Consider the following 7,481-nt stretch of genomic DNA (forward strand, 5'->3'; position numbering starts at 1 on the left):
CTAAGTCTTTGTTTGATGGAGATTCCCGCGATAACTCAACAGCTGTTTGACGGACAGGGGTCAGTACCCTCAGTGATCGAGATCTTAGCGTGCGCATTAATCTGAATTTGTCTGCAAAGCTATTTTAGACAATTTGACAAGAAAATACCGGGTCAGAATTGACCCGGGACCTGATTCAATATTGATCTCTGTCTTGAAAAAAAGAAGCTGAGGTGAATCACGGGCAGAGCTATCATAGTTTGGGCGACTCTCAAAGCGATGGATGAATCTGTTGCTAAAAAAGTTCAAAAAGACTGCCGTTGTGGGTGCGGGGGTCGGCTTTATAGAGCTGATTTTCCTCGGAAAGTACGGGGGGTTGAGGCCGACACCCTTGAAGAGACCCGTATCAGTTTTCGCTGTGCGGATTGCAGAAAAAGATTAACCCCTATTTCGGCAAGGTTTCTGTGGCGTAAGGTCTACGCTCTGTTGGCGGTAGCGATGAATTTTGAATTCTCTGGGTTCATTCCTTCTTCAGCCAGGCAAACTATTCAGCGTTGGCATAAATTCTGGGAGTTAGTTTTAAATCAACAGGGTTCGTTTATGTCCCTGACCAGGGGTCTGCTTCAGGTTGAATTTGAGTATTCTCTGCCATCCTTGGTGAAATGCTTTGCAAGCCAATGCCCAAGCCAGTTTGCTAGGTTTATGAATTTACTGGGATGTGAGAATAAAATGATGACCGAATTTTTCCGCCACAGGATGCCCTTAGACAAAGATCCATGATGGCCGGTAGAGCTTTTTTCTAAGAATTGATCAAACCGATGAGTGAAAAGTCGGGTCAATTTAAACGAAAAAGGAGGGAAGTATGTCAATTCATCAAAAAACGGCAGAGCTCCGTTTTGCAGTCATCGGGGAACTTTTGAATTCACCGGTAGCCAAGGGGGAGCTCTGTTTGAAGCTGAAAGTATTGAGTGAGAAGCTTTGGAAAGATCCCAGAACTGGGACTCCAAAGAAATATGGTTATGCCACAGTCGAGAGATGGTATTACAAAGCGAAGAGAAGTCCGAATCCGTATGATGCTCTCATGTTAAAAAAAGAAGTGATGATGGTCGAATTCAAATTTTTGATGAAAAGACTAAGACATTTTTCGAGGATCAATACCAGAGGCACCCACGTTGGACAGTAAAGCTTCATCATGACAATTTGGTCGCCTGGCGGCCGTCTGAAAAAGTCCCCTGCTACAGTTCGACGAGAAGACTCTTTGCTCAGCAAGGGTGGCATCGAAATCGAACGGTGGTGACCAAGGAGAAAAGATCCTACGAAGTTCCCTTTGCAGGGGGTCTGTGGCATCTTGACTTTCATCATGCTCGTAGAATGGTCCTGATGCCCAATGGACAGCGAGTGGTCCCTATTTGCTTGGCCATTATGGACGACTGCACTCGCCTGTGTTGCCATATTCAGTGGTTTATCCATGAGACAGCAGAGACTTTGAGCCATGGCTTTATGCAAGCTCTCCTGAAGCGAGGTCTTCCGAGGGCTTTGATGAGCGACAATGGTGCGGCCATGGTGAGTGCCGAGTTCACCCAGGGGCTTATGCGGTTAAGTATTCAACATGATCTCACGATGCCCTATAGCCCTATCAAAATGGTAAACAGGAGTCATTTTGGGGCAATCTTGAGGGGCGGCTCATGGCCCTGCTTGAAAATGATAAGACGTTGACTCTCGAGAAGCTCAACCATTTGACCGGGATCTGGATCGAGCAAGAATACAATTCGAATGTCCATTCGGAGCTCAAGCAAAGCCCAGTCAATAAATGGCTTGAGTCCGAAAAAGTAACCAGACCCAGTCCATCCTTGACAGTGCTCAGACAATGTTTTCGTCGCGAAATCGTACGGCGGGTGCGGCGAAGTGATGCCACTTTTACGATTGATGCAAAAAGGTTTGAGATTCTTCCTCTGGTCTATCGAGGCCTACGAAAAATCCATATTCATTATGCAAAGTGGGACTTTACCAATGTTGATATTGTTGATCCAAAGACAAAGGTCATTCTCACCCCAGCTTATCCAATTGATCTCAAACAAAATTCTGACAGAAAAAGACAGGTCATCTCTGAAATGAAGAAGGATGACTCTCACGACATTCCCCCTCTCTTGCAAAAGATGATGAGTGAATTTGCTATGACCGGCATTCCTCCCGCATACATTCCTCTCAGTGAAACTCAGAATGACAGCGGCCACACAAATTCCAATAAAGAGAAAACACAATGAATGAAATTCAGATGTTTTATGGACTTAAATGGAATCCCTTCACACCAGAGATTCCTCTCGATGGTATTGTCTCAAATGATCAATGGGATCAGTTTTTTTGGCGAGTTGAGAGTCTCATTCTCGATGGCGGGTTTGCTATGATCACCGGCGAGTCTGGTCTCGGCAAGTCGGTGACTTTGAGGGCCCTGTCTGACCGAATCTCAAAAATAAAAAGAGGTACAACTTCAAGAGCTCTCCGCCCTCAAAGTGGTCTCAATGACTTTTACAGAGAGCTCGGGTCCCTTTTGGTCTCGATGTGCGCACCAGTAACAGATACCGAGGTCATACTTCACTCAGAGAGAAATGGCAAAACCACATTGATACGGCCCTCTTTCGTCCCGTCCTGGTTATTGACGAGGCTCAGGAAATGCAAATTGCGACAATGTCGGAACTCAGGCTTCTCACCAGCAAAAAGTTTGATTCTCAAATACTTCTCACTGTGATTTTGGCAGGTGACCAGAGGCTTCCCGCAAAATTGCAGGAAGAAAGCCTTCTGCCTTTGGCTACAAGAATACGCACCAGAATTAATCTCGACCCCTTAGCCAAGAGCAATCTGGTGAAGTTGCTTAACGGAGTCATGACCAATGCCGGCCGCCCGGACCTCATGACCGAAGAACTCATCAGCTCGCTTGTTGAGCATTGTCTGCAAAATCCAAGAATCATGATGAATCTAGCCAGTGAAATCTTGGCTCTGGGCTTACGAAAAAAAGCAAAACAACTCGGTGTTGAGCTTTTTTTCGAGCTCTTTCCACCCATCACAAAAACCAAACAAAAATCTCTCAAAAATTAAGCGTCACTCAGGGGGATAGGGCTCTGCAGAAGTGCAACCCGAGCACCTGATGATGGTCGGAGAAAAAGGAGCCGCATGGATGCGGCTCCGGCTCCCTTCACTCTAAGTTGGGACACAACAAATAATCCCAACGCCGTCACTTTTCTCTGACCCCGAATGCGAAAAACTTATTCCGCATAGTGTCGCCCGGGCCGATCCTTCCTTGAGCCACTAAAACAATGATGACTTATCCATCATTTAACTAGCTCTGTGTACCCTCCAATAAATACTTCCTCAAATAGAAGTACGGCGAAGTCATGTCCAATGGCTCATTAACAATTTGCTGATTGCTCAACTGTTTAAGTCGAATTGAATTCTCTTCGAAACTGCACAAAACCAAACAATCTGATGCAAGATCGTCGTCACAAAAACTCATTATGAAATTCATCAGTTCGACCACTCGAGTAAGTTCTTCTGACTTCACTAAAAATTCACTTTTAACGTTTTCAACTAGTGCGCATAGTTTGGGACCATATCGCTTGCCTTCAGTAATGTTTAGTCTCCCCGAAACGATTGCATATACTTCTCTGGGTTGAGTTTGGACGGATGATCCACAGAGAAGCAACATTGCATCCATCTCAGTTTGACGCATATCTGCTCTGCGTGGTCAAAAACCTCCTGACATTCACCTTCCAAATCATCGAGCAATTCATTCGACTCCCAGTTTTCAGATTCCTCAAAATTAAGTTCTTCTAACATTGTATACCTTCTTTCTGGAACTTTACCGATTTCCAATCTCATATACATCCGCATCGGACAATTTTTTGTAGGAAACGCCCTATAAATGTCCGAATCACCTGCCGTTCCTCATGTTGGGAACAATCCCAACTAACAACGGAGGAAATATGAAAACTGAAACCTTTAGAAAGTGCGGAAAGCGTGGGGATCGTGGAAACCACAATTCACACCATCCACATCTATGAATAGAACAAAAACGAAGAACGACCACTTGGTGATGTCTTGGACAAAACGGTTCATGCCAGAATGGATCATGTATTCTCTCTTATCCACGAACTCAAAAACCAAAGGTGAGTTTGAGTCTGACGAGAGTTAGCTCGTCAGCTATTCCAAGAAAATTTCATATCTGCCTGCAAAAAGAGCCAAAGAAAAAGATCAAAACGAGTATGCAGCTTTCTCATTTTTGATGACCAGTATCCACTAGACAATCGTGAGTTTTACTTTGGAGGCTCCATTTGTCAGCAGATTTACCCTAAAGCCAATCCACATACAGATAGCAGAAGACATACGTTTTGGTCTGCAAGCTATAATCCTTGGCCAAGCATATCTCAGGAAAACTCGCAGAACGCCTTGCTCCTTCGACTTTCCATGTATGGAAGAATAGAAAAGGTAAAGTTCACATCGACAAAACATCAGAGACAGTCAGATTTTTAATTTTGAGAAAGAAGCATTCTTAAAATCTGCACTTCACGAAGTGGCGATTTACGATCGACCTGTTTTACCAAATCAAGACGGGATGGCATGACCACGACCCAAACCGATTGCAAGAAGACTTATGCGGCAGAACTCACCCGCTACTACGACAGATGAGGCATTGCTCAAAAGTTTTATTGACGATTTAAAGTCAACCTTCGCATGGGATCATGATTCAAATTCATTCGTGAATTACTCGCGGGTACCTGATCCAGCCAATGCTGCTCACCTAGCTCCAGGACAACTCCCAGGTTACTTATTTTAGGACCCAAAAATCAGGCAAAACTGTTTGTCAGAGGGCTTGTTAATATCTCTACAGCAGACGTGGACAATCCACTGTTAAAGTAGCAAAGCTACCGACGGGACCCTATGAGGTCGGAGTATTTTTAGGTAATGCGGCTGGCTCGATTTTCTTGTGTTTGACGAAGTTAAGAATGCGACGGATGAAGAACTAAAAGCTTTGGACTCCTTAAACGTGTCTCTCCGGTGAGGTTGCGTGACAAAATATTTGGATTTACCTTACTGTAGGTTTAAGCTGCGAGAGGTGCCTCTATGTCAAAGGCTAGCAAGTGTCAGTTGATAGTTCCAGGGCAGCCAGTCTTCAGGGTGGACGCGGACCTGGGCAGCATATTTTTGGATAGCAACAAGATATTCAAAAGGATTTCTGCCGGCAAACGAGCAGTTTCAATCAAACTCATAAGTATATCACCTATCCAAGCGCCAGCTTCTGTTTTGTAAAACATTGATCCCTTGCGACGAAGGACGCATTTTTTAACCAGCCGCTCCACCTCAGCATTTGAAAGTGAGGCCCCAGCTATTCGAAGAAAAGCGGTCAGTCCATTCCAATGTTTAAGAAAATAGGCAATGGCATTTCCGAGTTCGCTATTGGGCTCAACCTCTATTTTCGATTTTATCTTCCATCCAACTATTTAGCCTATTCATGATTTCTAGGGAATGCTCTTGATGATAGAGAAGTCTATCTAAAGGCAGGAGCCCTTTGGCATCAGCATCATTCTTATAAACTTTGCCAAGTTCTTTGATTACATGCTGACAGTCTATTGGAAAAGCTTCGAGCAGCTCATGAAAATTCCTTCGACCATGGTCAAGACAGAGGCTTTTGATCACAAGATCCATAAATTCATGAGAGAAATTATTTGCCGACGCGTCAGACATTTGGACTACTTTTGGGGAGGCTGGGTCTCTCTGTTTGAGTAGGTCCCCTATATTTTCACCTGCATGATTCCTGCCTGTAATAAACAAGGCAATTTTATTCTCTCCAGAATGGGCTATAATCGCAGACGTTTGCATTCCTTTGCGTTCTGAGTCTGAGAGATTTTTATTTTCCTTCATCAATGAAAGGACTGGCATCGGAGTATCATCAAAGCCCTGCTTCTCGGCTGAGGCAGCCAATGTCGTCATGTACTTCACGATAGGGGCTCCACAGTTTGCCACTTTTTCGGACATGTCGAATTGAGTCGCGTCAGGGACAGGACTTCCCAAGTTCTTTTGCAAAGTCTCCAGGCGGTGAAAAGGGACCCCTGTGCCGTAGTTCAGCTGGGCCACCATGGCATTTGCAGTGATATGATTGCGATCGGGGCCGGCCTCTGCCGGCAGGGGCGCAGTAAAAAACTCGAGACAACTAGAACATCGAAGCTGCTCAAGTTCATAGACTTTTGCACAGAGCGGAGCTTGGCCAAATATCCGAAGAGTTGCACCAAACCCATATGGGTACAAAGAAGCCAGATTACAAGAAGGACACTGATCTTGAGCGGCAAGTGTTGGATGAGTCACTCGGATTCGCTCAGCTGACTCATATTGAGCTTGGCCATTCTTACCATGACCCTTGCTCTTTGGCTTAACAGGGCCCTCTTGTTTATTGCCAGATTGGCCGTTCATTGGTGGCTCATCTTTATTATTATCTTTTTTAGACTTTTCTGTCTTCGAACCGAAAAATAAGCGAAGAAGTTTTTTAATTGAAAGCCTCTTGCTCTCAAGCTGTCGATTTATCCAAAGAAATGATACAAGCACTTTAACGACAATCTCTTTGGATTGTGGAGTCAGTGAGTTTGCTTGAATCTCTGCGATTAGTTTATTGAGATGGCTCTCACTTATTTCAATTCGAGAGGGCTCTTGATCTTGGTGTGCATTCATAGTGGTGCACACACTAGACTCATGAATAAATTTTATGTCAACTGACTTTTTTCCAAGCCAACGCCATACGACTATTCAGTGGATCACCATTGTACAGAAGAACTCCTATTTCTTGAGCAGTCAGTTGACTCGCGCTTTCTTGATTCTTCGGCCAATATTTGAAACGACCTTGGGACAATCTCTTCTGGCATAGCCAGAACCCTTGCCCGTCATAAACCAAAACTTTAACTGCTGTGGCTCGGCGATTACGGAATAAAAAAACAGCTCCGGAAAAAGGATCCAGATCAAAATGACGACGGCAAAGTCCAGACAAACCATCAATGCCATTTCGAAAGTCAATGTGCTGGGAATAGAGGCGAACCTTCATCTGGGGTGTCATTGTGATCACAGTTGGCCTCCAAAAAATGAACTCACCAGTTGACCAAGATCACTGACTGGCACCCTCACACGAAGCTTGGCGCCGTCTGTTCGGACCCATTCACAAACTGGATTCACATTCATTCGGTTTGCCAAATCAATGCTCACAAACTCTGCCTGACTCTCTTGTTTTCCCCTCATTGCAAGCAAAGCTTTAAGCTTTGAATGCTCAAGACGAAGTTCCCTTCTTATTCTACTGGCAGAATAGACTTCACAGAGGTCCACAGCCTCTCGCCAAAGTTGTTTGGGCATAGCTGCTCTCTGATGTTGTTTCTTCTTCCGCCATAGTTCGACTTTTCTCTTAAGTTCATTGAGCTTAGATTTTTCTTGTCTCATAGAAATAGGGTCTCCTTGTTGGTGAAACCCATTTC

Annotated in this window: 10 protein-coding genes; 4 read left to right on the plus strand and 6 right to left on the minus strand. The window is 44.6% G+C overall.

The genetic code is table 11. The annotated features are described in order from the left end of the window. The first annotated feature begins 841 nt into the window (after positions 1-841). From IPJ71_19510 to IPJ71_19525, 4 genes are all read left to right on the plus strand, one after another. On the plus strand, positions 842-1,162 hold the full coding sequence (locus IPJ71_19510) for a hypothetical protein (GenBank protein MBK7845829.1): 321 nt from the start codon (positions 842-844) through the stop codon (positions 1,160-1,162). Positions 1,163-1,272: 110 nt separating this feature from the next. Continuing rightward, entirely contained in the window at positions 1,273-1,695 is a 423-nt protein-coding gene (locus tag IPJ71_19515) for a transposase family protein (protein MBK7845830.1), read from the plus strand. Beyond that, positions 1,665-2,243, plus strand: a complete 579-nt coding sequence (locus tag IPJ71_19520; GenBank protein ID MBK7845831.1) for a hypothetical protein — start codon at positions 1,665-1,667, stop codon at positions 2,241-2,243. The genes IPJ71_19515 and IPJ71_19520 overlap by 31 nt, the downstream gene beginning before the upstream one ends. A gap of 295 nt (positions 2,244-2,538) precedes the next feature. Next, a complete protein-coding gene (locus IPJ71_19525) occupies positions 2,539-3,072 on the plus strand; it encodes a hypothetical protein (GenBank protein MBK7845832.1) in 534 nt (177 codons plus the stop codon). A gap of 241 nt (positions 3,073-3,313) precedes the next feature. Here the strand turns inward: IPJ71_19525 and IPJ71_19530 are convergent, their stop codons facing one another. From IPJ71_19530 to IPJ71_19555, 6 genes are all read right to left on the minus strand, one after another. Next, positions 3,314-3,535: a hypothetical protein gene (locus IPJ71_19530; GenBank protein ID MBK7845833.1), complete on the minus strand. Its 222-nt coding sequence runs from the start codon at positions 3,533-3,535 to the stop codon at positions 3,314-3,316. A 71-nt stretch (positions 3,536-3,606) separates the two neighbouring features. Continuing rightward, positions 3,607-3,810: a hypothetical protein gene (locus IPJ71_19535; GenBank protein ID MBK7845834.1), complete on the minus strand. Its 204-nt coding sequence runs from the start codon at positions 3,808-3,810 to the stop codon at positions 3,607-3,609. Positions 3,811-5,114: 1,304 nt separating this feature from the next. Further along, positions 5,115-5,471: a transposase gene (locus IPJ71_19540; protein MBK7845835.1), complete on the minus strand. Its 357-nt coding sequence runs from the start codon at positions 5,469-5,471 to the stop codon at positions 5,115-5,117. Then, entirely contained in the window at positions 5,434-6,693 is a 1,260-nt protein-coding gene (locus IPJ71_19545; GenBank protein MBK7845836.1) for a transposase, read from the minus strand. Before IPJ71_19545 ends, IPJ71_19540 begins: the two co-directional genes overlap by 38 nt. 37 nt (positions 6,694-6,730) lie before the next feature. Next, positions 6,731-7,081: an IS66 family insertion sequence element accessory protein TnpB gene (gene tnpB / locus IPJ71_19550; GenBank protein ID MBK7845837.1), complete on the minus strand. Its 351-nt coding sequence runs from the start codon at positions 7,079-7,081 to the stop codon at positions 6,731-6,733. Then, positions 7,078-7,446, minus strand: coding sequence for a hypothetical protein (locus IPJ71_19555; GenBank protein ID MBK7845838.1), 369 nt, complete (start codon positions 7,444-7,446; stop codon positions 7,078-7,080). Before IPJ71_19555 ends, tnpB begins: the two co-directional genes overlap by 4 nt. Positions 7,447-7,481: the final 35 nt, after the last annotated feature.

The sequence above is a fragment of the Bdellovibrionales bacterium genome, from assembly GCA_016714165.1.
Classification (GTDB): Bacteria; Bdellovibrionota; Bdellovibrionia; order Bdellovibrionales; family UBA1609; genus JADJVA01.